The following is a 24870-nucleotide window of genomic DNA, read 5'->3' on the forward strand; positions in this document are numbered from 1 at the left end:
CGCTTTAAACAGCCGCTGCATAACCCAACAAAACAACTTGAGCTAAACTCATGCCAAACTCATCAAACCAGTAGCAACCAAAGTACCCACATTAGTTAATTTAACTTTAAGGGCATATTTTAGTAAATAATAGATTATTTTAGCCATCTAGACGTTGAAACGTTTTTTGTAAAGGCGTAGTATGTAGTCAATCTGAGCCAAACTCACTTTTCCCTTGAGAATTATTAAAGATGATTGATATAAAACACCTTAAAACTATTGCGACATTAAAAGACACCGGATCGTTAGTTAATACAGCCCGCGAATTATTTTTAACGCAATCAGCTTTATCTCATCAAATTAAAGACTTAGAAAACAAATTAGACTGCCAATTATTTGAAAGAAAAACGCAGCCTGTGCGCTTTACGCCACAAGGAATGCTATTACTCGAACTTGCCAACGAAGTTTTACCTAAAGTAGAAGCCACTAAGTGCCGTTTAAAAGAAAGCCTTAATCAACCTATTTCCCAACTGCGCTTAAGTGTTGAATGCCATGCGTGTTTTCATTGGCTGCTTCCTACTATTAAAGAATTTAATAATTTTTGGCCAGATATTAAAATTGACTACGAACGCGGCTTTAGCTACGACGCTATACCAGATTTACTCAACGATGAGCTCGACTTAGTATTGACCTCAGATATACGCGATCCTGATAAACTTGAATACGCTCACTTATTTGATTTTAAATTAAAGCTTATCGTCGCCCCTGATCACGACCTAGCTAAAAAAGCATATGTAACGGCGCTTGATTTAAAAAACGAAACCATTATTTCGTATCCTATTCCGCGCGAGCGACAAGATATATTTAAACACTTTATTCAAAATGCCCGCTTTGACGGCACCTTAAAAAATGTAGACCAAGGCTTATTAATTTTTCAGCTCGTGAGTGCAGGAATGGGTGTAGCAGCGCTGCCTGATTGGTTGGTAACACCTTACGAAAGCCAAGGTTTAATTAAATCTATCCCGCTTGGAGCACTAGGCCTAACCCGCCCTATGTACCTAGCCATGAAAAAAGATATGAAAGACAACCCCGTTTATCGCCATTTTTTAAATACCTGTAAGCAAAATAACGGTCGATAAATCACAAACGAATAAGTAACATAAGGCCTATTGTGTTTTATGTTGCTTGTTATGTTTGAATTAAAAAAATTATTAGGTGGCTTAATTATGCCGCTACCGCTATTTGGTTTACTTGCGTTTGTAATGCTAGTTTTGGCGTTTCGTGCACGTAGGTCTGCTTTAGTGATCGCAAGCTTAAGTCTATTGGCGCTTTTAGTATTAAGTACGCCGTTTGCTGCGCATCAACTGATTAAAAACAATGAGCCCGTGTCATTGGCATTTAATGCACTAAAACACCCAACCCTTGATAAAATTGTTGTGCTGGGTTGCGACATAAACCCTAATCCTGCTTTAAGCGCTAATAATCAGCTAGGAAATTGTGCGCTTACTCGCTTGGTAGAAGGGGTTAAGCTTGCAAAAAAATACCCTAATACAACGCTTATCGTATCTGGCGGTGGCTATGGCAAAGTAACAAATAGCGCGTTAATTAGCCAAACAGCAATAAATTTAGGGGTGAGTAAAAACCGCATAAAACAAAACCCACAGGCAATGGATACAGCCGCAGAAGCCAAACTCCTCGCGCCTAAGCTCGTTGATTTTAAGGTTGCACTGGTTACGTCTGTGCTACATATGCCGCGCTCAATAAACTTGTTTAATGCCCAAGGCATTGAGGTAATTCCTGCCGCTACGGATTATCACAATTTTGCGGCTTTACCTTTGTATAAACAATTTATACCAAATGCTGAGGCATTACGTGTAGTAACGCAATATGCCCATGAAGTGATTGGGAATGCTTGGATAAGTATGCGCCGCTGGATAAACCCAGAGGCGCTGTAGTATATATAAATTTATACTGGGTTATCTATATCTATAAAGCTCACATCAAAACCATGTTCTTTGGCAAGTAGCTCACCAAGGGCTTTAATTCCGTAACGCTCGGTTGCATGATGCCCTGCTGCAAAAAAGTCTATATTTTGCTCTCGCGAGCTGTGAATAGTTTGCTCTGAGGCTTCACCCGTTAGGTATGCATCAATCCCCTGCTCTGCTGCTAAATCGATATAACCTTGCCCACCTCCTGTACACAGGGCAATGGTGTTAATTTTTTCATCGCGTACAACACTACTTAAAGGCTCGCGGTTTAAAACTTTGGCTATTTTATTTGCAAACTCGCTACCTGTAAGCGGAGTTTTTAACCGTCCTTTCATAGCAACGCTATTAGTAACGGGTTCAAGTCCTGTCTCTATTTCAATATCGAGCAAATTAGCAAGCTGGGCGTTGTTACCTATAACAGAGTGAATATCAAGCGGTAAATGATAGGCAAATAAATTAATATCGTGCGCTAACAAAGCCCCAATACGGCGTTTTTTCATGCCTGTAATAGGTTGCGATTCACCTTTCCAAAAATAACCATGGTGAACCAAAACAGCATCGGCTTTTTTTTCTATCGCTGCATCAATGAGTGCTTGGCTTGCAGTCACCCCCGTAACAATCGTTCTGATTTCATTTTTACCTTCGACTTGCAGCCCATTAGGACAAAAATCTTTAATTGTGTGAGGCTTTAAAATGTCGTTTAACAGTTGGTTAAATTCTCTACGTTGCATACTTATTACCTTACTCAGCACTGAATTTTGTGCAAATTTTGGCGTTTATGGGGCTAAAATGGAAGGAAAATCGCAAAAAATTGAAAAACAGTTGGAAAATAGGTATAAATACGGCTTCTTTATCTGTGTTCACAACGTATAGGGTCTCTGATGAGCAAACTAGACAAAACAGAAGTTTTATCTGCCTTTGAAGCTGCATATGAAGCTGCCAATGGTAAAAAACCTGAAATTACTACAAAACCTGGCTGGTACAGCATCGATGGTGGCAAAAACTTACGCCTAGCTGATGTAGCAGAGCTAACGAAAGAATTAAGCTCTGGCAAATCGCCTGCACAAGCTGAGCAAAAAGCGCCTGCGAAAAAAACTAAAACTAAAGCTGCTGCGCCTGTTAAAGCACAAAAAACAGCGCCGTTTACTGTTGTAACACAAAGCGAAGACGGCTACACAGCTGAAGAGCTTTGGATTGTTGAGCTTGCAAGTAAAGATCACGACTGTCGCTTACCGCGCGGTGTTGTTTAAACAACATGTGATTAATAAAAAAGCCGCGTTAAGCGGTTTTTTTGTGCTTGTTTATCACCTTCTATCGATTCGCTTTATTAAATAATTTATTTTGAGCTAAAAAAAGCGGCTAATAGCCGCTTTTTAAACGTGTATTACAATTATAGCTTTTCAAAATAAAGTGGTTTTCGCTGCTTTTTACCCACTTCGTTCATTGTGCTTGCATCAAATAAGCGCCCATTGATCATGGTGTAATCGACTTTATCTGAATCGCGAATATTTTTCAGCGGATCGCCATCAATAACAATTAAATCGGCAAGCTTACCTACTTCTAGCGAGCCTATATTTTTATCAAGCCCCAAGTATTTAGCAGGGTCAAGCGTAGAGGCTCTAATTGCTTCAAGTGAACTCATACCGCCTTGAGCAAACATCCACATTTCCCAATGTGCACCTAAGCCCTCGCGTTGTCCGTGAGCACCTAAATTTACCAGTACACCTAAATCTTGCAGCTCTTTAGCAACGCGGGCGTTATTAAAGTGGTTATAGTGATGATCGGGCGCTTTTACTCGGCGCATAGCACGTGGCAACAGCTGATTTTTAGGCACAAACTTACTTAAACGCGGGTGATTCCACACGTCCGTTTTATCGTACCAGTAGTTTTCTCCCCAAATTCCGCCATAGGCGACAACAAGCGTTGGGGTATAACCAACATCACTTTGCGACCATAATTGTTTTATATCATCGTAAATATGCTCAACCGGAATTGAGTGTTCAATGCCCGTATGCCCATCCACAACCATACTTAAGTTATGTTGTAGCAATGAGCCGCCCTCTGGCACAACCATCATCTCAAGCTCTCGCCCTGCTTCAATAACTTGTTGGCGCTGCTCACGGCGTGGCTGGTTATACGATTTAACACTAAACGCCCCAACCTTTTTAAGACGCTCTAAATGAAATTTAGCATCATCTAGCGAATCAATATGCGAGGTGTAACCAGGCATATTTGCTCCATATAAAATGGTGCCGGTAGAAAAAATACGTGGCCCGACAATCATGCCGGCTTTTTGCATTTCACTGGCGGTAAATATTTCAGAGGTATCGTTTGATGGATCATGAATTGTTGTGACACCTAACGCTAAACCGGCATAGTTTTTCCAGTTTTGCTGAGGAATAATTTCATCGCTGGCTTGTGAGCCATGGGCATGCGCATCAACAATCCCTGGCATAATTGTTTTACCTGCTACATCGATAATTTCAGCCCCTTTGGGGATCGTTACCTCATCAGCAGTACCTATTGCTTTTATGCGTTTACCGTCTGTGATAATGACGCCATTTTCAATGACTTGCTCACCCTTCATGGTAATAATGTTGGCGCCCTTTAGCGCAATCATGCCCTTTGGTGCAGCCATTTTTTTACTAAAGCTAATATTATCACCGCTTTTTACTTTAAAGTCGGCATCATCGGCTTTATCAATAGCAAACATACCATCAAGGCTTGCATGGTATAGCTCGGGCCCTAAGCTCCAGTAGAGAGTGTTACTTTGAGCACTCCAACTTATATTTTCACCCGCACGCACAGATAACTGCTCAATAGGAAACTGGTTATCTTTAGGGCTTATTGTGATAGGTGAGCCGCTTTCTACCAGCGGGGTAACAAATACTTTAAAACGCTCAGCAAACGCTAAGTATTTACCATCTGGTGAGACTCGAAATTCAGTCGCATGCTCTGATTCGTAAAGTTTACGAACGTTTTTAGTTTCAAGCTCCACAACACTTAAGGTAGGCTTAGGCCAAGGGCTCATGATAAATACACGGTCATTGGCGCTACCAAACTGAGGTTGATAACCACTTTTAGAAATAAGCTCGCTCTCTCCCCCTTTTGCGCTTACTTTATAAATACCTGGGTTGAGTGACCACTTAGGATTTAAAATACTTCCGCCGGTGGCTTTACGATAAACGATTGTTTTGCCGTCAGGACTAAAAGTAGGCTCAACATATTTACCCGGCTCGCGGGTTATCGCCTCGCCGCGCCCGCTTCGGGCAGAGACAACGCGTACAGTGCCTTGCTTAGTATCACTCCAGGTGGTGTAAACAATCTTTTTCCCATCGCGGGAGTACTGCGGGAACAGCTCATAATGATCAGTTTGTTTGGTTAAGCGCTTAATTTTACCAGAGTCTAAATCGCGTTTATAAATATAACCTAATGCTTCAAAAATCGCAGTTTCACCATCGGGGCTAACCTGCACGTTGCGCAACATTTTTACATCAAACTCATCGGTATCTAAATTTTGAGTAAAGCGTACCGCGGTTTGTATTTTTTTACTGGTGTTTACTTTAAAGGGAACACGCGCAACAGCTTTATCACCAACAGCAATTTTATGTATTGAACCTGAAGCCCAAAACACCAGTTCTTCGTTATCTGGGGTCCACGCAATGGTCGGATACACACCATGAATAGCCCAGGTTTCTTGCATATCGCGTTCAAGCTTGCCATAAAGCTTGGTGTGCTCGCCACTGGTTAGGTCGTATAAGTACAAGCTTGTTTGAAAGTCATCACGTCTTATATAGGCAAGCTTTTTACCATCAGGTGAAGGTGTGGGTCTTATTGCACCGCCCATGCCTTGTATTATGGTTTCTATTTCGCCTGTTTCTCTATCGTAGCGCTTAATTTTATAAATACCGGCAACAGAATCTTTAGAGTAGTGAAAAGTTTTACCTGGCGTCGCGTCATGAGAAAAATAAACATAGCGCCCATCTGGTGAGAACATTGGCTCACCTAAGTCTTTTTGGTCGTTCTCACGTTTAGTAAGCTGAACACCTTTACCACCCGCTTTGTGATAGAGCCACACTTCTCCAGCCCCTAGTGATCGACTAGCGGTAAAGTGTTTGCGTGCGACAAGGTAATCGCCATCAGGGCTCCATGCGGGGCTGTTTAAAAGTCTAAAGGTTTCGTTAGTCACAGCGTGTTGATTGCTACCATCAACGTCCATAACCCAAATATTATCACCACCGCCTTGATCTGAGGTAAACGCAATGTGTTTCCCATCGGGGCTAAAGCGAGGCTGCATTTGCCAAGCAATATCTGAGGTGAGTTTAGTTGCTTCACCTCCGCTTATAGGCATAGTGTAAATGTCGCCAAGTAAGTCAAACACCAGCGTGTTGCCATCAGGACTAACATCAATGTTCATCCATGTGCCTTGCTCTGTGCTAATGGTTGCATCTACAAACTCACCTTTTGGTGAGTCTACCTGCCACTTTTCTTGCTCTTCGTTTGCGTGCGGCTGACCTATTGCAAGGGCGACTGATAAAGCCAGTGCAGTGTGAAGCATTTTTTTCATGCATTTCTCGCTTGTTATTATTGCAGTTAAACTCTCTAACACGATTGCAACAAAAACAGCGCTAACTTGCCAGCGTTATCAGACCAAGTACCAAAAATTAATGCCAAACTATGGGGTCAAATTGGTAGTAATCCACCAGCATTCTATAAATTTCAGGGTCGTATTGCCTAAGCTGCGCCGGCTTTTCTAAAAAGGTCTCTGTGAGTACTGCAAAAAACTCAGCCTCGTTGGTGGCCCCATAACTGTGAATAACGTGAGGCATGTTATAAGCAACATGACTTTTTAACTGCACAAAGGCACGGCTAAACACTCGAGCCCATTCTTTATAAGCATTGGGGGGTTTTTAATAATGGAGTGCCAGTGGTTTTTCCGGTTTCTTGGTCTAACTGGTGGGCAAATTCATGAAACACTAAATTATGGCCATCGCTTGGTAAACGGTTGCCTTCAAGTACATCGTGCCAACTTAGCACTAACGTGCCACCAGGCCACGACTCACCTAAGCGTACCGCGTTGTGGTAACTAACCAGCCCAGCACTATCTCGTGTAGATTGCGGCGCATAATACGCACTGGGATAGAGTAAAATTTCTTTCACGTTTTTATAAAGTGGCCAAGGTTTATTAAGCACTAACACACAGGCATCGGCAGCAACTATCAGCTTCATGGCGGGGGTTAGCTTTAGTCCGTCTCGGCCTAAAAAGCGCTTTTCATTTAAAAACCATATTATGTGGCGCTCAAGCTTGGCTCTGTCGTTATCCGTCATCTTTTTATAGATAGGCATGCAACGAAGGAGTATTTCTTTTTGTTGAGAGTTTAAAACCGCGTTTTTATATTTTTTATTCCAAAGCCAGTTTTGTAGTGCCTGCCAGCGCCAATAAATTACAACAAAAATAGCCAAAGCAAAAATGAGTAGCCCGTTTATCATGGGGACATCCAAAATAAGTTAGTCTCTTATTAATATGTGCGCATGCACTCATTTTCAATCAGATAATTTCTGTGCAATTTCGTCCGCTATTTTTAGCTTTGTATAAAGCTTGATCTGCCCGCGATAAAAGACGGTCGTAATCACCGACGTTGGTTGAGTCAGACAAGCCAAAACTGGCTGTTACACTTAATCCCTCACCAATGGCCGAAAAGTCATGCTGTGCAATGCTCTCGCGCAGTGCTTCGCATATGATTTTTGCTTCGCTGGCGGTTTTATCTGCAAAAACAATTGTAAACTCTTCACCGCCCCAGCGTGCTATATGCTGGTTTTCTTGGCAGCCATTTTTAAGCAGCTCTGCAATAGTACAAATCACTTTGTCACCAATAATATGCGACCAGTTATCGTTAATCCGCTTAAAGTGATCAATATCCAGTATAGCTATGGCTAGCGGCCGGTTTTGCTGTTTGTAAGTGGCAAAGTTATGGGCAAGCCAACTGTCAAAAGCGCGCCTGTTAGGCATGTCGGTAAGTTGGTCGTGCGTTGCTTGGTATGCAAACGCATTGGCTTGCGTTTGTAGGTCTTGGGTTTGTTTTTCTACGCGATTAGTCAGCTCTATTTCTATTTTTTTGTAGTGGTATAAACGGTATTTGTATATAGCAAAAATAACCATTAAAAATAATACAAATACTGCAAACTTAAATTGCGGTTTTTGCCAAAAAAATGACTGAATTACAATATTTACAGCTTGCTGATTATCTTGCCACTGTGCGTTAGGGTAACTTGCTCGTACCATAAAGGTATATTCCCCAGGCGGTAAGTTAGTGTACTCAGCACCGGTCATATGTTGGCGATTAACCCATTTATCGTTAAAGCCCTTTAATTGGGTTTGAAAATTTAATCGCTGCGGCATAATAAAGCTCAGCCCTGCATAATGAAACGATAAACGCGATACCCCAGGTGGCAAAAATACCGACTCTCCTTCAAGCGGAAGCGCAATAGGCTTACCATCTACAAAAATATTTTCAATAATGGTCGGCAGCGCAATTTGCGTTGATGCTTGTAAGCGCGCGGGTTTTACGGTACTCACCCCCTTTGCGGTTGCAAACCAAATACTCCCATCGTTATGCGTTACAGCCGAAGGGGTTGAGCCTCCATTGGCCTGTGCACTTAACATACCATCGCCTTCATCATACAGTTGATAGTTGAGCACGGGTGCTTTAGCGCTCGCGGGAGCGTCGAGGATTTGCTGTATATGATTTTTATCGATTTGAATAATTCCGCGATTGCTCGAGAGCCAAAATGAGCCATTGTGCGGCACCACTTGAAATAGTTTATCGATAGGTAAACCTTGCTCTAAGCCAAGCATGGCCATTTTTCCGCTTGTTAGCTCATAGCGTACTAAGCCTCTATCTGTGGCCATCCAGGTATAGGTATCATCAATATAAAACCCAAACGCATATTGCGCAGAAAACTCACGAGGGAATTCAACCGTTGTAAATTGCTCACTAACAATATCAAATACCACCACCCCATTGCCGGTGCCTACCCAAATATTGCCTGCGTTATCTTCACTAAGTGCAAGTACAAACCCACTTGGTAAGTCTTTTTTATTTGTAAATTGATTTAAGCTGCCATCTTCATTGATGCGCGTAAGCCCCATAGCAGAGCCTATCCACAAACGGTTTTTAGAATCAAATAATAAAGCCCTTACTTCGTTACTTCCAAGGCCAGTGCTACGATTAATAAACGGCGTAAAGGTATTATTAACTACTTTTAAAACACCTGAGGTATACGTACCTGCCCACACGCTACCATCGGGTGCTTCGTGTAAACTGAGCACAGAATATGGACTGCTTTGTTTAGAGCCTGAAACCAAGGTAGCGCGATTGTTTTTTATTATATTTAAGCCAGAGCTTCCCCCCACCCATAAACTGCCATCGGAGTGAGAAAGCACTGTGCGGGTATAATCCCCCGCTAAACCTCTTTTTTGGGTCCACGATGAAAACGGCGACTCACGCAGGCGAAACAATCCGGCGTTTGTGCCAATCCAAATACTGTTTTCTCTATCTTGTAACAAAGATAAAATACGGTTGGCGGGTAATCCATTATTGGCATCTAACTGCTCTACGCCATCGGGTGATAACCTAAACACCCCTTTATTAATTGTGCCAAACCATAAATCTCCATGGTTATCCTCTAATAAGCTAGAAATAGATTCATTGCTAAGCTTTTCATGTATCGGCTGAAACTGCGCATTGGTTTTGATCCACGCGCCTTTTTCACTTCCCACAATAAGCGAGCCACCACGAGTAATTAATAAGTTATAGACAGGTGCATTTGGTAAACCAAAGTGTGGCGTCATTAAAGTCGGTATTTTGTTGTGTATTTTATAAAGGCCTGCACTAGTTGCTGCCCAAATAACCCCATCGTGATCTTCTATAACTCGATAAGCACTTACATTTTTAATAATTGCAAGGTCGGTATCGCTGTTATGTTCACGATAAAACACGCCGTCGTTTTCAAGGGCTAACCATAGGCTTTGATCAGCACTTTCAATTAAATGATTAACCATGGTTGATGCTGATCGCTTGGTATCCCACTGCCTATGTTGATATAAGCTAATTCCTCCGCGCGACCCCGCTATGTATAACCCACCACTATTTGTGGGAGTGAGTGCCCTTAAACCCGAGTCGGGTAAGTTATTAATATGAGCACGGGTTAATATTGTAAACTCTTGGCCATTAAAACGTGCCAAACCTTCCCATGTAGCAACCCATAAGTAGCCATCTTGGGTTTGCGTAACGCTATTAATACTGTTGTGTGGCAATCCAGAACGGGTATTCCATGTTTCAGAAAAATAATCACTTAACGGTAAACGGGTTTGCTCTTGGGCTTCACATAAAAACATGACGAAAAAAGAACATATAATGCTTAATTGTCTCATCATCAACTGCCTTAGTTATTCTTTTACTTGTGTGTAAGCGTTTTATCGTTATTTAAAAGGAGTAGGAAAGAATTTACTTGGCACTGAGCACACTAAAATCGTGCGCTCCAACAAAGCGTTAAAATCCCTATACGCATTGGGTGAATACACTAGGGTTTGTTTAAGCGCTAAAAGCGCATTAATTAAAACTAAACAATAGCGTAAACAACTAATAATACGTGCTAAAAAGCACCTTAAATAAGTCGCTAAAACTTAATGTCGTAAACGTATCAGCTAATCGTTACAAATTAACTTATATCGCCTATCTAACTAAAAATACTACCATAGCAAATAAATACATTGCATTAACTAAATTCAATTAATCTTTACAAAAGTCGTCAATATTGTTTTGTAATACGTTTATAAACGCTGCGACGTGTAAACCGTCCATTAGCGAATGATGCACATCAATCGAAAACGGCATTAGGCCCGTGGTTTTATCGTATTGACCAAACACAAATTTAGGAATACCTAAACTTTTTCCTTCACTAAAGGCATGCGAAAAACTACTAAAGTTCAGCCAAGGTAAAGCCGATATATGTATCAAATCGGCCTGCCCTTCGGTTTGATTAAACGCCTGAGAAAATAACGGTTGAGATTTAGCATTGGCGCTTATCGCTGTGGCGTGCTGAGCAAATTCTTCAAGGCAAGGCGAATAATTAAAGTAACTAAATATAAACGAATCATCACTAGCAAGCTCTACCACACTGGCTCTTACTTGCTTTAATCGCCATGGACGGTCATTAATAATTCTTAGCATAATCGGGTTATAAGCGTGGCAAGCTTTTAATGTGGCATGCACATATGCTTGAAAAAAAGACAGTTTATTTTGTTTACAATATTCAAATAAAGGCTTGGCGTTAAGTGTTACGCACACATTAAAATATGGCTGGGTAAAGTTTTTAAATAATTCGAAGTGTTGTTGGCGAGGCCATGTATCAAGGTCGATGGGCTCCATTAAGGCATTTGTATCAGTCATAATATCCATAAGCTTGTCGTTAACGATTAGGCCGCAATGCCTTTAGGGTCTTGGCCACAAAATTACCACGCCATAGAGTATAAACAAAAAAGGCGTACCACTGTACGCCTTAGTTTAAATAAACGGGGTAAATTTACAGGCCGTTTTGAATTATCTCTTGCGCTAACTCATCGGCAATCAAATGCGTTGATTTTTGCTCTTTTTCACTACGGGTGAATATTTCGGTTAAGGTATCAAAAATACCTTCAACATGTTTATTAGACGCCGCTTCACTGTAGCCTTGTGGCGCAGTTTCGTAATACACATTAATAATGCCACCAGCGTTAATAACGTAATCGGGTGCATACAAAATACCTTTTTCACGAAGTACTTCACCGTGACGAGACTGCGCTAGCTGATTATTAGCACACCCAGCAATAATGGTTGCCTTAATACGTGCAATGGTTTCATCATTAATGGTGGCACCTAATGCACAAGGTGCGTATACATCAACATCAAGGTCGTAAATTTCATCAATACCCACCGCCGTAGCACCAAAGTCATTTACTACGCGCTCTACAGCATCTTGATTGATATCTGTTACAAATAATTTTGCACCAGCTTGGGCTAAATGCTTACATAAACCATAGGCGACTGCACCTAAACCTTGTACAGCCACTTTAATACCGGCAAAATCTTGATGTCCGCGTTGGTGCTGTAATGCCGCTTTAATTCCTAAAAACGTACCGTAAGCTGTAAAAGGTGACGGGTTACCGCTTTTCCCTTCCAAGCCCAACACATAATTCGTTTCTTTATTCATTAAAGCAACGTCATCACATGTAATGTTTACATCTTCGGCAGAATAGTAACGGCCATTTAATCGCTCTAATTGACGACCAAAAGCTCGAAATAACTGCTCTGATTTAATCTCTTTTGCATTACCAATAATAACCGATTTACCACCACCAAACGGTAGGCGAGCAACCGCATTTTTATAGGTCATCCCTTTAGAGAGACGTAAAACATCGTAAACGGCATCTTCATCGTTGGCATAGTCCCACATTCTACAACCACCAACAGCAGGGCCAAGGTTAGTATTATGTACGGCAATAATTGCTTTTAAACCTGACGCTTCGTCAGAACAAAAAACCACTTGTTCGTGGTTATCAAATTCAGCTTGATTAAACACAGCCACTGTAATTACTCCAAAATAGTTTACCCGTGAGAGGGATGAGCGCTGGAAATTGACGAAACTTTACCACTTCATTTTTAAGGGTGCCACATAATGAGAAGTTAAACCCGAAAAAAGCGAGCATTGTGAATTAATAAATCTAAATAGCAATAAAATATGGATATAAAATTCAACAAAAAGCATATAAATTAAATTTAAAGCTAACAACACCGTTAAAAAGCGCCTTCACATTTACGTGAACGTAAAGGTAATACCAAGTGTAAACCTTGTATTACACAGCTCCCCTCCCAGCAAAGTCGCACAGTGTATAGGTTTATGAAGAAAAAAGCAGATTTACCACAACTGGTCTGAGGTGTTTATTTGAAGGGGCAATTTGCGCTTTTTTAATATTTCATAAAACAAATACAAAAAAAGCGAGCCTAAGCTCGCTTTGTAATTAGATTACGTAAACCTTTATTTAAGCTTACCGTCTAGCTCTTCAATTTTAGCTTTCCAAATTGCAGGGCCTTGCGTGTGTGCGTTAGCACCTTCGCTGTCTACGGCAACCGTAACTGGCATATCTTCTACTTCAAATTCGTAGATTGCTTCCATACCTAAATCTTCAAAGGCAACCACGCGTGCTTTTTTAATTGCTTTAGATACTAAGTATGCCGCACCACCTACAGCCATTAAATAAACCGATTTATGCTCTTTAATCGACTCAACTGTAGCAGGACCACGCTCAGCTTTACCTATCATGCCTACAATGCCGGTTTTTTCTAGCATCATATCGGTAAATTTATCCATACGTGTTGCGGTAGTAGGGCCTGCAGGGCCTACGGCTTCATCACCTACAGCATCAACTGGGCCAACGTAATAAATAAACTTATTATCAAAATCAACGCCCTCAGGTAAACCTTCACCTGAATTGATCATATCTTGTAAGCGTTTATGAGCAGCATCACGGCCTGTTAAAATAGTGCCTGAGAGTAAAACAGTTTCTCCCATTTTCCACTCGCGGGTGTCTTCTTTAGTTAACGTATCTAAATTAACACGGCGAGTTCCTTCACCTACTTCAAATGTCACTTCTGGCCAGTCTTCTAGCTTAGGCGCTTTTAAATCTGCAGGGCCTGAGCCGTCTAGTGTAAAGTGTACGTGGCGCGTAGCTGCACAGTTAGGGATCATCACAACAGGTTTTGATGCCGCATGCGTAGGCGCTGTTTTTACTTTAATATCAACAACCGTTGTTAAACCACCTAAACCTTGCGCGCCAATACCTAGTTTGTTAGCACGTTCAAAAATTTCTAAACGCAGTTTTTCTTCCGTTGTTTCTGCACCGCGCTCCATAAGCTCATGAATATCAACCGGGTCCATTAACGACTCTTTTGCCATTACCGCTGCTTTTTCGGCGGTTCCGCCAATACCTATACCTAGCATGCCTGGCGGGCACCAACCAGCGCCCATTGTCGGTAGCGTTTTTTCTACCCATGCAGCTACATCGTCAGATGGGTTTAGCATAACCATTTTACTTTTGTTCTCTGAGCCGCCGCCTTTCGCTGCAACCATTACTTCTACTTCGCCACCCGCCACTAAATCAATGTGTACAACTGAAGGGGTATTATCTTTAGTGTTTTTACGTGTGCCAGCAGGGTCAGCTACAATAGAAGCTCGTAGTGGGTTATCTGGATTTAAATATGCGCGACGTGTGCCTTCATCAACCATTTGTTGTACGGTTAAATCTGTTTTATCCCACTTAACATCCATCCCTACTTTTACAAAACAGGTAATAATACCCGTGTCTTGACACAATGGACGCTTGCCTTCAGCCGACATACGCGAGTTAATTAAAATTTGCGCGATTGCATCTTTTGCAGCCTTACTTTGTTCTTTGTTGTAGGCTTTTTCTAGCGCTTGAACAAAATCAAGGGGATGATAAAAAGAGATATATTGCAACGCATCTTCAATGCTATCAATAAAGTCTTGCTGACGGATTGTACTCATAGTGGTTCCTTAAGTTAGCGTTACGCTTAAGCGTAATCTATACCAAACCGGTGACGGTGGTTTGCACTGTTTTAATTACAACGTAGATTTGATACTAAACGCTGCCAAAAAAATTTGACTTATGATACCCTCCCAGCCCGTTTCGAGCCAGTTCTTAAAGGGGCAGTAAATGCTAAACAATGAAAAAAATTGTGTAAAATTAGCCATAACACAAAACTGCATTGATGTTTTCGCGCATTTTGCGCATTTACCCTATGCCGTATTACTAGACTCAGCCAATAGCGAGCACATAAATAGTCGCTTTGATATTATTGCGATAGAGCCTCACGCTATTTTAGAAGTAAACAACAATCAAAGCGTATTTAATCAGCAGCTTGACTCGCGTAGCCCCTTTACAATAATGAACGATGAACTAAGTAAACTTAGCGCGCTAAAAGCCACTAATAACCTGCCTTTTAACGGCGGCTGGCTTGGTTATTTTGGTTACGATTTAGGGCGTATTATTGAGCACATGCCACGCACGGCAAAACACGATATAACAATGCCACAAATGGCCATTGGCCTTTATTTAGATGCGCTGATATTTGATAAACACCAGCAAAGCTGGTTTTACGTTTCTCAACCTGAGGTGAACCGTTTAGCGCTTTACCAGCAATTTTTAGCAAACGATGTAGCGCCTGCACAGTTTTCGCTCACCAGCGATTGGCACTCAAATATGAGTAAGCATGAATACGCTGATAAATTTGCGCAAATACAAGATTATTTAAAAAGTGGTGATTGCTATCAAATCAACCTAGCACAGCGCTTTAGTGCCGGTTTTAAAGGCGACCCTTTCCAAGCCTATAAAGTATTGCGTGAGGCTAATAAAGCGCCATTTTCTAGCTTTATTAACCACCCACGTGGCGCCATTTTATCAATATCGCCAGAGCGCTTTATTGCAGTTCACGACAATATAGTTGAAACAAAACCCATCAAGGGCACTTTGCCACGCATGGCCGATGCAATCGCCGACCAACAGCAAGCCAGAGCCCTTGAAAACTCAACCAAAGACCGCGCAGAGAACGTAATGATTGTTGATTTACTGCGTAACGATTTAGGTAAAGTTGCAAAACCTGGCTCTGTAAAGGTGCCCTCACTTTTTGCTATTGAGAGCTTTCCGGCAGTTCATCACTTAGTGAGTACCGTAACGGCAGAACTGGATGAGAGCAAAACGTGTGTTGATCAACTTGAAGCAGCATTCCCCGGAGGGTCAATCACTGGCGCGCCTAAAATTAGAGCTATGGAGATAATTGAAGAGCTAGAGCCTCATAGGCGTAGTATTTACTGTGGCTCTATAGGGTATTTAAGCGCCTGCGGTAATATGGACACCAGTATTACAATTCGTACATTGGTTTGTCATAACGAACACATTTATTGCTGGGCCGGCGGTGGTATTGTCGCTGATTCTAAAGTCGAATTGGAATACCAAGAAACATACGATAAAGTGAATAAAATACTTCCTTTATTAAAACAGTAGAACGCTTTGAATAGTGAACATATTATGGCGCGGTTTCAGCTAAGCCCTACTGCTGCGCCAAATCAAATAAAAGATACCCGTAAAAAGCGTGCCAGTGCGGTTATGCTGCCTATTATTGATGTTGATAACCACGCGCATATTTTATTGTGCAAACGCCCTACTTATTTACATCATCACCCTGGGGAAATTTGTTTACCCGGCGGTAAATTTGAGCAAAGCGATAAGCACCTGCGCACCACAGCGCTTCGAGAACTACACGAAGAGCTTAATATAGCGCCTAGTAATGTTAAAGTGCTCGGGCAGCTGCCACAATACTCTACCCTAACTGGCTTTAGCATTAGCCCATTTGTGGGTTTACTTGATGAACACACAGTATGGGAGAACGATTATAATGAAGTGCAAGCTAGCTTTTTACTGTCGCTTACCCAGCTTTCAAACGAGGCCAATTGGCAGCCCATTCCTTTTCAACGTTTTGGCAAAACCATCACCTTGCGAGGGTTTAGTACACCGCACGGATTACTGTGGGGAGCAACGGCTAGCATTATAAAAAACTTTACAAAACAGCTTGCCCTACCAGTGTAAAACTTACGGCCAAATAGTTACATAATATAGAATTAACGTTATGATACTCGACCGTTCAAAGAACAGCTTTCGGGCTGAGTAAATAAAGTAGAGACCCATAGTATGATCAGTGCATTTGATATGTTTAGCATTGGTATTGGCCCATCGTCGTCACATACCGTTGGCCCAATGCGTGCCTCGCGCTTATTTGTTAATGACCTACAAGAGCAACAACTTTTAACCTCTGTTACCGATATAAAGGTAGAGCTTTATGGCTCACTGGGTCAAACCGGCGTAGGCCATGGCTCTGGTAAAGCCGTTATATTAGGGCTTGCCGGCTACGACCCAGAAACAATAGATGCCGATTTAGTTGACGATATCCTTGCCACCATTGAAAAAGAGCAAGTGATATACCTCAACCAAACCCATAAAGCGAACTTTCCTAAGCAAGGGGCTATTGTTTTTCATCGCCGCAAAACGTTACCTAAGCACTCTAATGCCATGGAAATTATTGCCTCAAATAATGGCGAAAAAGTATATAGCAAAGTGTACTATTCTATTGGCGGCGGCTTTATTGTTACCGATGAAGAATTTGAAAACGAAAAACAAGCAGCCCTTGATATTCGCGAGCAAAACCCGGCTCCTTACCCGTTCGAAAGTGCAAAAGATTTACTAGAGCTGTGTAAAGAATCAGGCTTTAGTGTATCTACTTTAATGATGCATAACGAAAAAACGCTGCGCAAAGAAGACGATATTAAAGACGAGTTGTTTAATATTTGGCAAGTAATGAAAGCCTGTATTGAACGTGGCATGCGCACCGAGGGAATTTTACCAGGTGGTTTAAAAGTTAAACGCCGTGCACCTAGTTTGTATTTAAAGCTAAATGTAGAAGTGAGTAATGACCCACTCAGAGCAATGGATTGGGTGGATTTATTCGCCTTGGCTGTAAATGAAGAAAATGCCGCAGGTGGGCGCGTAGTCACGGCGCCAACAAATGGTGCTGCGGGTATATTGCCGGCCGTTTTAATGTACTACCACACATTTATTAAAGAAGTGGACCGCGACATAGCCACACGCTATTTATTAACCGCAGCGGCGATTGGTATTTTATACAAAAAAAATGCCTCTATTTCGGGCGCAGAAGTAGGCTGCCAAGGTGAAGTAGGTGTTGCCTGTTCAATGGCCGCTGGCGCACTCACCGAAATTGTTGGTGGTAATGTAGTACATGTTGAAAACGCCGCCGAAATAGGCATGGAGCATAATTTAGGCCTAACTTGCGACCCTGTAGGCGGATTGGTACAAGTACCGTGTATTGAGCGCAATGCCATGGGCGCCATTAAAGCAATTAATGCCTCTCGCCTAGCAATACGTGGCAGTGGCGAGCAAAAGGTGTCGCTTGATAAAGTGATTAAAACCATGCTCGATACCGGTAACGACATGAAAACCAAATATAAAGAAACCGCTCGCGGTGGATTAGCGGTAAACATTATTGAATGTTAAGCGTATAAAAACAAAAAACCGCGTATTTTAGCAGTACGCGGTTTTTTAGTATTTGTATACTTAAAGTTTTACTATTTTACTGGCAGTTCTATGTCGGCAAATAACGCATCAACATCTTCTTGATTACGTAATAGGCTTGCTCGCTCTACTCGCTCTTTAGTTAAATGCGGGGCAAAACGCTCAATAAAGTCATACATATAAGTACGTAAAAAACTGCCCTTTCTAAAGCCAATTTTAGTTGTGCTAGCTTCAAATAAATGGCTGGCATCAATACACACTAAATCTGTGTCACTTAATTGATCAACAGCCATTGAAGCGACTACACCTACACCTAGCCCTAACCTTACATAAGTTTTAATTACATCGGCATCGGTTGCAGTAAACACAATGTGCGGCTCAAGGCCGTGCGCGTTAAATGCTTTATCAAGCTCAGAGCGCCCAGTAAACCCAAATACATACGTAATAAGCGGATACTGCGCTATATCGGCAACGGTTAAATTGTCGGCCTTTTGTGCTAGTGGATGATCTTTTGCCACCACAATGCTGCGGTTCCAATGATAGCAAGGCAGCATAACTAAATCTGAGTATAAATGAAGTGCTTCAGTTGCAATGGCAAAGTCTGCGTCACCGCGCGCTGCCGCATCAGAAATCTGTTGTGGTGTACCTTGATGCATATGCAGCGAAACAGCTGGGTATTTTTTCATAAAGCCCTGAATAACACTTGGCAAAGCATAACGAGCTTGCGTGTGTGTAGTGGCTATATTTAGTTTACCTTGATCAGGCAGCGTGTGCTCATTAGCAACCGCTTTTATACCTTCGACTTTAGATAAAATTTCGCGAGAAATGTTAATTATTTCTTCGCCGGCACCTGTAACATGCGTTAAATGCTTACCACTGCGGCCAAAAATTTGTACACCTAGCTCATCTTCAAGCATGCGCACTTGTTTAGATATACCAGGCTGTGAGGTAAATAAACTCTCAGCAGTTGCTGATACGTTTAGCTTATGGTTTTGAACTTCTACGATGTATCTAAGTTGTTGTAATTTCATGGTTGCAGTTTTTAACGTTATTATTAAGCTTATATGATGGTAATACTAAGCAAAACCAAGTTTAATTTAGTTAAAACTTGGCAAAGTAAGCACGTATATTTTCATTATTTAAGCATTAAGGCTAGCATAATAAACCCGCTGCAGATAGCGATGTTTATTCAGGTTCAACTTATAATACATTATTCTTATATCTAATTTTTAACATATTTTTAAGTTAATCAGCGCAAAGCTACCCTCAAAGCATATATTTGATGTAATATAAAAAAATAGATTATGAATCCGAGAATTAAGCCATGATCGTTTCGATTATAATTGTGCTTATAGTGGCACTGATAGTGATTGCACTATGGGTAAGCGCTGTACAGCAGCATAAAGAAAAGCAAGAAGTTGAACGTCGCAAAGAATTGACAAAACAAAAAGCGATAATTGAAGAAACCGAAGAAGCACTTATGAATAGCGCTAATATTCCGCTTTCTGAAAACATTATACGCGTTTTACAACGTAGATGTTACGAAGCACTTAACGCTATGGTGAACCATTCACCTAATTCTAAAGCATTAAAAAGCAGAATGAACGAAGCTAAAGAAAAGCTAAGTGGAGCAGTTCAAGGTAATAGCAGCGACAATTTATCGTTACCAAGTAACGATAAGCAGTTAGTCTCGTTAATTCAGGGCATAAAAAAGCTTAGAGTTATTATGCGCTCTGAGCACAGTAAAGGCCGTGTAGATAGCCAAGTATTTGCAGCAGAAGATAAACGCCTTGAAAAGTTACAACTTAGAATCAACATAGAAAGCCAAATTAAACGCGGTTTATCTGCTCGTTCAGCGAGCATGGTGGGCTCTGCTAGGCAATATTTTGAAAAAGCCTATGCCACACTTAGTGCCGTTACCTATTCTGATGAATACGTAAACGCAAAACGCCAAGAAGTTGAAGCCTATTTAGAAGAAATAAGCACCGAACTAAAAGCATCAAATGCCACTGCCTTGAAGAAAAAAGCAGAAGCAGAGCAAGATGACTTAGACGTATTATTTGCACCTAAAAAGAAATGGTAATTTTAAATACCCAAAAGAAAGCCCATACATAATGTATGGGCTTTTTTGTATCTGTTAAGCTGTTTTTACCAATGGGTAAATACTAACGTATTTTGAGGCACTACCTAGCGCTAACTACGTTATAAACGCTCATTTACCACAACATAGATACGCAAGGTATAACAACGCAGCGGCATGAGCGATAGACACTAAATAATAAATGTTTACCCACCCTCAAACTAAGCCTCTTAGCTAAAAGAATGGGTATTAGCTATTACGATAAAAATGCAAACTTGATAATAAATAACGCTGTTAAAATCCACACGCTAATACTAACCTGATCGCGTTTACCACACAGTACTTTAACCGCAGTGTACGATATAAAACCAAGAGCAATACCATGCGCAATAGAGAATGTAAGAGGCGTCATAAGTAGTACTACACTTACCGGAATTGCATCGCTCATGTCATCCCAGTTTACAAACTTAAGGTTTTGCAGCATTAATACCGCAACGTATAAAATAGCACCCGCTGTTGCATAAGCCGGCACCATTTGCGCAAGCGGCGCAAAAAACATCATTAGTAAAAAGCATATACCCACAACAACAGCTGTTAAGCCAGTACGCCCACCAACCGATACACCGGCTACAGACTCAATATAAGAAGTAGTGGTAGAAGTACCTAACATTGCACCCGCAATAGTAGCTGTACTATCGGCACTTAAAGCACGCCCTAAACGTGGCATATTTCCTTTTTCATCGGCTAAGCCTGCTTTTTGAGTTACCGCAACTAACGTGCCTGATGTATCAAATAAATCAACAAACAAAAACGCAAAAATTACACTCAGCATAGAAAGCTCAAAGGCCGCTGCAAAATCAAGTTGCATGAAGGTAGGTAAAATAGACGGTGGCATTGACATTACGCCGTGGTACTCAACTAAGTCGAGGCTTAACGCAATGCCCGTTACTAGCAAAATGCTAATAAGTACGCCGCTTTTTATATCACGATAAAGCAAAGCAGCAATGACAAAAAAGCTTAAAATAGCTAATAAAGGACCTGCCGAAGTAATATCGCCAAGCTGTACTAATGTAGCTGGGCTTGAAACAATAATGCCTGCATTTTTAAGCGCAATTAACGCTAAAAACGCACCAATACCAGTGGCAATAGCCTGCTTTAAAACCAAAGGAATAGCATTAATTATCCACTCTCTGACCTTAAACAAACTTAATATTAAAAATATACAACCAGACATAAATACCGCACCTAATGCAGCTTGCCAGCTATAACCCATGCCCAGTACAACACCGTAAGTAAAAAATGCGTTTAAACCCATGCCCGGCGCAAGTGCTAAAGGGTAATTAGCCCACAATCCCATAATAAAACAGCCAATAGCAGCCGCAATACAGGTAGCAACAAATGCAGCACCTTGATCCATGCCTGCTTCAGCAAGCATTGCAGGGTTTACAAATACAATGTAAACCATAGTAATGAAAGTAGTGATTCCAGCAATGCTTTCGCGTCGCACATTGGAGTTATTTTCGCGGAGTTTAAATAGAGCTTCGAGCATAATAGACTTGTGATAGTAAAAAGTGACGTGATTTTACCATAAAATTAAGTATAAACAGGACATTTTACCTTGCGATATACTAAACTGTTGACGTAGAAACTATAAAAAAGAAAATATATGAATAAGACTCAGCCTAGCGGACAAGACTTAGAGCAACAATTAAACAATATTTTAGATTTTGTAACACAGCCTACAAACCACAGCGCTGAAAACAATAGTGATGTCAGTGAGCAAACAACACTTAACAAAGCCCTGTATTATTTAAAGCATAACCAAGCACCGTTGGCAGCTAAGTGGATGCGCCTTGCCGCAATGGCCGGAAATCATCGCGCCCAGTTTTATTTAGGGTTATTTTTTGTCAAAGGCCAAGGCGTACCAAAAAGCGTATTTCACGCAGCAGCATGGCTGAGTTTAGCCAGCAGCCAAGGCTACGAACCGGCAACCGCTGCTTTAAATGATTTAAGAAAATATATCGACACCAAACGTCTTAAAGACGCTCAATGCTATGCAGCCAGTTTGTATGAGCAAATCCACCAAATTCAGTTTGCCCACTTAATTCCAAAAAATGACTAACTACTGTATAGCTAATAGCTAAGCACTGTAAAACACACTAAAATAACTGTATAGCCACCTCTTAAGTACTGTATAACACTGCTACACTTTATACAGTACTGCAAACACCCTCAGCTTTCACTTACACAGCTTGAATTATAACCTACTGTTTTTAAATGGTTATTTTTATTGTTTATTTTTTAAAACCATTAACTGTATAAAAAATAACAAAAAACGCTTGCACACAACAACTGTATAAACTACTGTATACATGTACTGTATATAAACCCAGTGAGTGAGACCTATGCTACAGCCAATTACCGTAAGAACCGTTAAAAGCTACCAACAACATAATGAAAGTGAGTCGGTAAACTTAATAAAAGTAGAAGATGAAATTTCTGCTACGTTTGAGATGCTAAAAGTGTTGCACCAATACAATAGCTCTAACGCGTGGACCTTACTGATTGCGCCCGACCATGTGCCTAGTAAAGCCTTGCTAGATAGCTGCTCTATAGATACCAGCAAACTGCTTGTAATAAGACAAAAGCATTTAGTAAATTTAGAGTATGTGCTTAATTCAGCACTTCATAATGGAAACTTTGCAGCCATTATTACGTGGACCGATATAGTAAGTGAGCAGCAGCTTGTTAATTTATCGCTTAATTTAGACAAAAGAAGCGCTAAGCTATTTTGCTTTACTAAAAAAACCAGCACTACAGCAATATCACTTACTCAATAAGCTTGGTAAAATGCATTTTTAATTTATGTTAATTAGTATTTTATGAGTGTAACTAGTACTAGCGCTTGCTTATGCAACAGTCAGCTTAATTATGGCGACTGTTGCCAGCCTTATCATCTTGATATAAAAACCCCAGCAACACCTGAGCAACTAATGCGTTCGCGCTTTAGTGCTTATGCATTAAAAAATGCATCTTATGTATTTAAAACTTACGCCAAAGAAAAACAAGCACAAAACCCAGTAAATGAAATTGCTGACTTTGCTAATAGCTGCCGCTTTGTAAAATTAGTTGTGCGCGATACGCAGCAAAGTGATGAGCGAGGTTATGTTGCCTTTAACGCGTATTATTTTTACCAAAACTTATATTGTGAGTTGGATGAGAAATCAGACTTTATAAAAGAGGACGGTGAATGGCGTTATTTAGAGGGTATTATTAATCCGGTCGCCGATATAAAAGTTGCCAGAAACGACCCCTGCCCATGTGCAAGCGGTAAAAAATATAAAAAGTGTCACAGTGTATAAAATAAGCTAAACACTTAGCATAAAAATAGCTTTTTATTTAAGCGCTACTCTATACCACTAAACATGTTAATAACTGCCATAAACAAAAAATGGACCATCTAGGTCCATTTTCTACAATATTGCTATTGGTTTATTCATCATCATCTAGATCGAACGATTCACGCTGCGCAGGTCTAGCTAAAATCTCAACATAGAATGAAGTAAGCGCCTGCTTTTCGATTTCGCTGATCTTGTTGTTAATTTCAGCTACGTGAACAACTTCGGCATCATCGGCACTTGTGCCAAACTTACAGTCAAACGCCCAGTAATCAGCTTCAACAGGTAGCGTTTTATTGCGCTCTCTTTTCAAATATTTTTTCACTTCATGCTTTGCAGCATCAACCATACGAGGGTATTTGATTTTCTCATGATTTAGCGTGAATGTTTTCTTCATTACGTTCCTAATTACCTTGATTTAATGATAATGGCACTCAAGTCATACCATTTGCAGCCATTATAGCAATTGCATTTAATTTGTGGATGCTTTTTTTAAACAAAAAAAGAATTGTTCTATTTTATTGCATAACCGGTTATTAAATATAAGGTGTTTTAGGCTTTTAAAACGCACAAGTGTTAAATTATTTTTATGCGTTAGCAACAAGCAATGGCTTATGTATAGCCTCATTAGTTAAATCGTCATAAAATGCTGCGGCGTCCATTTGTGGACTTGCAAGCGCGGTGTGCGTGTCATTTAAGCGCCTGCGTACTGATAGTTCACAATTATCGATTACTGTTAAAGGAATATGTAACTTGTCATCTCTAATCGCTAGTGGCTCAGGGTTTAAGCAGTGGCTTAATTTTATTGCTTTCATGCCCGCTTGCTCGCCTTGTTGAACAATCACCGACGCGTGCTCTTGCCCTATGGTCATATCAAATTTTTCGGGAGCTAATAATTGCTTTGGTCCAGCACCAAAGCGCTCCCTTAACTGTTCTTCGTCTACATAAGCACTATGCGTTTCACTTGTTGGCAAGTGAAATTGACTAAAATCCAGCACATCGTGCGATAGCATCGCTAATAAAAGTGAAAATTCGCCTCTGCGATTTTCATGCACACTTTTATTTAGCCTAGTCTTTAGTTGACTCTCTGTGATTAACAAATCATCGATTTGCATAGTCTTTAGCCGATTATGATAACTGGTAGATATTTATCGGCTTTATTTCAAATTTCTTTAGCTTTTTTCTTTACTTAAATACGCAGTTTGCTATTATCAGCGCCGTTGCATT

Annotated in this window: 20 protein-coding genes and 1 pseudogene; 10 read left to right on the top strand and 11 right to left on the bottom strand. The window is 40.9% G+C overall.

What is annotated here, in order from left to right:
- Window positions 1-230: 230 nt before the first annotated feature.
- Together PAT01_RS15235 and PAT01_RS15240 are read left to right on the top strand one after the other, a co-directional pair.
- Window positions 231-1118 carry a LysR substrate-binding domain-containing protein gene (locus PAT01_RS15235; protein ID WP_004588141.1) on the top strand — a complete coding sequence of 296 codons (888 nt, stop codon included), beginning with the start codon at window positions 231-233 and terminating at the stop codon, window positions 1116-1118.
- Between the two features lie 51 nt (window positions 1119-1169).
- A complete protein-coding gene (locus PAT01_RS15240) occupies window positions 1170-1934 on the top strand; it encodes a YdcF family protein (RefSeq protein ID WP_318299760.1) in 765 nt (254 codons plus the stop codon).
- An 11-nt stretch (window positions 1935-1945) separates the two neighbouring features.
- Here PAT01_RS15240 and PAT01_RS15245 read toward each other — a convergent pair whose 3' ends face one another.
- A complete protein-coding gene (locus PAT01_RS15245) occupies window positions 1946-2698 on the bottom strand; it encodes a Nif3-like dinuclear metal center hexameric protein (RefSeq protein ID WP_154945756.1) in 753 nt (250 codons plus the stop codon).
- 150 nt (window positions 2699-2848) lie between these two features.
- On the opposite strand from PAT01_RS15245, the gene PAT01_RS15250 reads away from it, so the two are divergent.
- Window positions 2849-3217 carry a hypothetical protein gene (locus PAT01_RS15250; RefSeq protein ID WP_004588144.1) on the top strand — a complete coding sequence of 123 codons (369 nt, stop codon included), beginning with the start codon at window positions 2849-2851 and terminating at the stop codon, window positions 3215-3217.
- Window positions 3218-3357: 140 nt separating this feature from the next.
- Here PAT01_RS15250 and PAT01_RS15255 read toward each other — a convergent pair whose 3' ends face one another.
- The 6 genes and pseudogenes from PAT01_RS15255 to PAT01_RS15280 form a co-directional block, all read right to left on the bottom strand.
- Window positions 3358-6534, bottom strand: a complete 3177-nt coding sequence (locus PAT01_RS15255) for an amidohydrolase family protein (protein ID WP_154945758.1) — start codon at window positions 6532-6534, stop codon at window positions 3358-3360.
- Window positions 6535-6631: 97 nt separating this feature from the next.
- Window positions 6632-7457: pseudogene (locus PAT01_RS15260) on the bottom strand (M90 family metallopeptidase).
- Between the two features lie 58 nt (window positions 7458-7515).
- Entirely contained in the window at window positions 7516-10404 is a 2889-nt protein-coding gene (locus PAT01_RS15265; protein WP_318299761.1) for a ligand-binding sensor domain-containing diguanylate cyclase, read from the bottom strand.
- Between the two features lie 355 nt (window positions 10405-10759).
- On the bottom strand, window positions 10760-11398 hold the full coding sequence (locus PAT01_RS15270) for a chloramphenicol acetyltransferase (protein WP_154945762.1): 639 nt from the start codon (window positions 11396-11398) through the stop codon (window positions 10760-10762).
- 154 nt (window positions 11399-11552) lie between these two features.
- On the bottom strand, window positions 11553-12593 hold the full coding sequence (locus PAT01_RS15275; RefSeq protein WP_024033350.1) for a Glu/Leu/Phe/Val family dehydrogenase: 1041 nt from the start codon (window positions 12591-12593) through the stop codon (window positions 11553-11555).
- Between the two features lie 450 nt (window positions 12594-13043).
- Window positions 13044-14570 carry a fumarate hydratase gene (locus tag PAT01_RS15280; RefSeq protein WP_004589406.1) on the bottom strand — a complete coding sequence of 509 codons (1527 nt, stop codon included), beginning with the start codon at window positions 14568-14570 and terminating at the stop codon, window positions 13044-13046.
- A gap of 169 nt (window positions 14571-14739) precedes the next feature.
- Between PAT01_RS15280 and pabB the strand changes: the two genes are divergently transcribed.
- From pabB to PAT01_RS15295, 3 genes are all read left to right on the top strand, one after another.
- Window positions 14740-16086 carry an aminodeoxychorismate synthase component I gene (pabB, locus tag PAT01_RS15285; protein WP_154945759.1) on the top strand — a complete coding sequence of 449 codons (1347 nt, stop codon included), beginning with the start codon at window positions 14740-14742 and terminating at the stop codon, window positions 16084-16086.
- A gap of 6 nt (window positions 16087-16092) precedes the next feature.
- Window positions 16093-16668, top strand: coding sequence for an NUDIX hydrolase (locus tag PAT01_RS15290; protein WP_186807292.1), 576 nt, complete (start codon window positions 16093-16095; stop codon window positions 16666-16668).
- A 102-nt stretch (window positions 16669-16770) separates the two neighbouring features.
- Complete coding sequence (locus PAT01_RS15295; RefSeq protein ID WP_004589403.1) at window positions 16771-18147, top strand: L-serine ammonia-lyase; 1377 nt, start codon at window positions 16771-16773, stop codon at window positions 18145-18147.
- A 71-nt stretch (window positions 18148-18218) separates the two neighbouring features.
- On the opposite strand, the gene cysB is transcribed toward PAT01_RS15295, so the two are convergent.
- On the bottom strand, window positions 18219-19196 hold the full coding sequence (gene cysB / locus PAT01_RS15300) for an HTH-type transcriptional regulator CysB (RefSeq protein ID WP_024032357.1): 978 nt from the start codon (window positions 19194-19196) through the stop codon (window positions 18219-18221).
- 293 nt (window positions 19197-19489) lie between these two features.
- Here cysB and PAT01_RS15305 point away from each other — a divergent pair, with 293 nt between their 5' ends.
- Complete coding sequence (locus PAT01_RS15305; RefSeq protein WP_064386676.1) at window positions 19490-20248, top strand: hypothetical protein; 759 nt, start codon at window positions 19490-19492, stop codon at window positions 20246-20248.
- Window positions 20249-20501: 253 nt separating this feature from the next.
- Here PAT01_RS15305 and PAT01_RS15310 read toward each other — a convergent pair whose 3' ends face one another.
- Window positions 20502-21794, bottom strand: a complete 1293-nt coding sequence (locus PAT01_RS15310; RefSeq protein WP_004589400.1) for an NCS2 family permease — start codon at window positions 21792-21794, stop codon at window positions 20502-20504.
- Between the two features lie 117 nt (window positions 21795-21911).
- Between PAT01_RS15310 and PAT01_RS15315 the strand changes: the two genes are divergently transcribed.
- From PAT01_RS15315 to PAT01_RS15325, 3 genes are all read left to right on the top strand, one after another.
- A complete protein-coding gene (locus tag PAT01_RS15315; protein ID WP_024032355.1) occupies window positions 21912-22367 on the top strand; it encodes a tetratricopeptide repeat protein in 456 nt (151 codons plus the stop codon).
- 283 nt (window positions 22368-22650) lie between these two features.
- The gene (locus PAT01_RS15320; protein ID WP_121637664.1) at window positions 22651-23085 is read left to right on the top strand and encodes a SulA-like leucine-rich domain-containing protein; all 435 of its coding nucleotides are present in this window, start codon (window positions 22651-22653) and stop codon (window positions 23083-23085) included.
- A gap of 42 nt (window positions 23086-23127) precedes the next feature.
- Window positions 23128-23607, top strand: coding sequence for a YchJ family protein (locus tag PAT01_RS15325; protein ID WP_029774254.1), 480 nt, complete (start codon window positions 23128-23130; stop codon window positions 23605-23607).
- Between the two features lie 130 nt (window positions 23608-23737).
- Here the strand turns inward: PAT01_RS15325 and PAT01_RS15330 are convergent, their stop codons facing one another.
- Together PAT01_RS15330 and PAT01_RS15335 are read right to left on the bottom strand one after the other, a co-directional pair.
- Window positions 23738-24040, bottom strand: a complete 303-nt coding sequence (locus PAT01_RS15330; protein ID WP_004589192.1) for a DUF6172 family protein — start codon at window positions 24038-24040, stop codon at window positions 23738-23740.
- Between the two features lie 190 nt (window positions 24041-24230).
- The gene (locus tag PAT01_RS15335) at window positions 24231-24758 is read right to left on the bottom strand and encodes a VC2046/SO_2500 family protein (RefSeq protein WP_154945760.1); all 528 of its coding nucleotides are present in this window, start codon (window positions 24756-24758) and stop codon (window positions 24231-24233) included.
- Between the last annotated feature and the right edge of the window lie 112 nt (window positions 24759-24870).

Origin of the sequence: Pseudoalteromonas atlantica (assembly GCA_007988745.1) — a bacterium.
Taxonomy (GTDB): domain Bacteria; phylum Pseudomonadota; class Gammaproteobacteria; order Enterobacterales; family Alteromonadaceae; genus Pseudoalteromonas; species Pseudoalteromonas atlantica.